Consider the following 1067-nt stretch of genomic DNA (forward strand, 5'->3'; position numbering starts at 1 on the left):
GGCGGCGTGCACCACAGCGAGGCCGAGGACGCACTGCGCGCACTCGCCGACGCCACCGGCATCCCCGTCGCCTCCACCCAGGCCGGCAAGGGCTCGCTGCGCCACGACCACCCGGCCGACGTCGGCGGCATCGGCCACACCGGCACCGCCACCGCCGACGAGCTGGCCCGCGAAGCCGACCTGGTCATCGGCGTCGGCACCCGCTACTCCGACTTCACTACTGCCTCCGGCACCCTCTTCACGACCCCCGGCGTGCGCTTCGTCAACCTCAACATCACCGCCTTCGACGCCCACAAGATGAGTGCGCTGCCGCTGGTCGCCGACGCCCGTGCCGGACTGGAGGCGCTCACCGCGGCACTCGCCGGCCACCGGCTGCCCGCCGGCCAGGTGGCCGGCTACCGCGCGGCGAAGGAACGCTGGGAGCAGGCCGTGGACGCCGCGTACACGGCCGGGGACGACTCCTGCCGGCCCACCCAGACGCAGGTGCTCGGCGCGCTGGACGCCGTGGTCGGCGACGACGACGTGGTCATCAACGCCGCCGGCTCGCTCCCCGGCGACCTGCACAAACTCTGGCGCGCCCGCTCGCCCCGGCAGTACCACCTGGAGTACGGCTACTCCTGCATGGGCTACGAGATCCCCGCGGGCATCGGCGTACGGCTGGCCGCGCCGCACACCCCGGTGTGGTCGCTCGTCGGGGACGGCACGTACCTGATGATGCCCACCGAGATCGTCACCGCCGTCCAGGAGGGGATCAACGTCAACCTGGTGCTGTTGCAGAACCACGGCTACGCCTCCATCGGCAACCTCGCCGAGGAGACCGGCGCCGAACGGTTCGGCACCGCCTACCGCTACCGCGCCGCCGACGGCACCTACACCGGCGAACCGCTGCCGGTGGACCTCGCCGCCAACGTGGCCTCGCTCGGCATGGACGTGCTGCGGGCCGGCACGGTGGCCGAACTGCGGCAGGCACTCGCAGCGGCCCGCGCCTCGGACCGCCCCACCTGCGTCTACGTCGAGACCGACCCCGCCGCGACCGCGCCCGGCGCGCAGGCATGGTGGGACGTGCC

General features: G+C 73.6%; 1 protein-coding gene. It reads left to right on the forward strand.

Going from position 1 to position 1067, the window contains the following annotated elements; translation table 11 throughout:
- Positions 1–1067: thiamine pyrophosphate-dependent enzyme (locus ACYVE9_RS27985; RefSeq protein WP_461030684.1), on the forward strand; the 1067-nt coding region annotated here is incomplete at both ends.

The organism is Streptomyces sparsus (genome assembly GCF_054776295.1).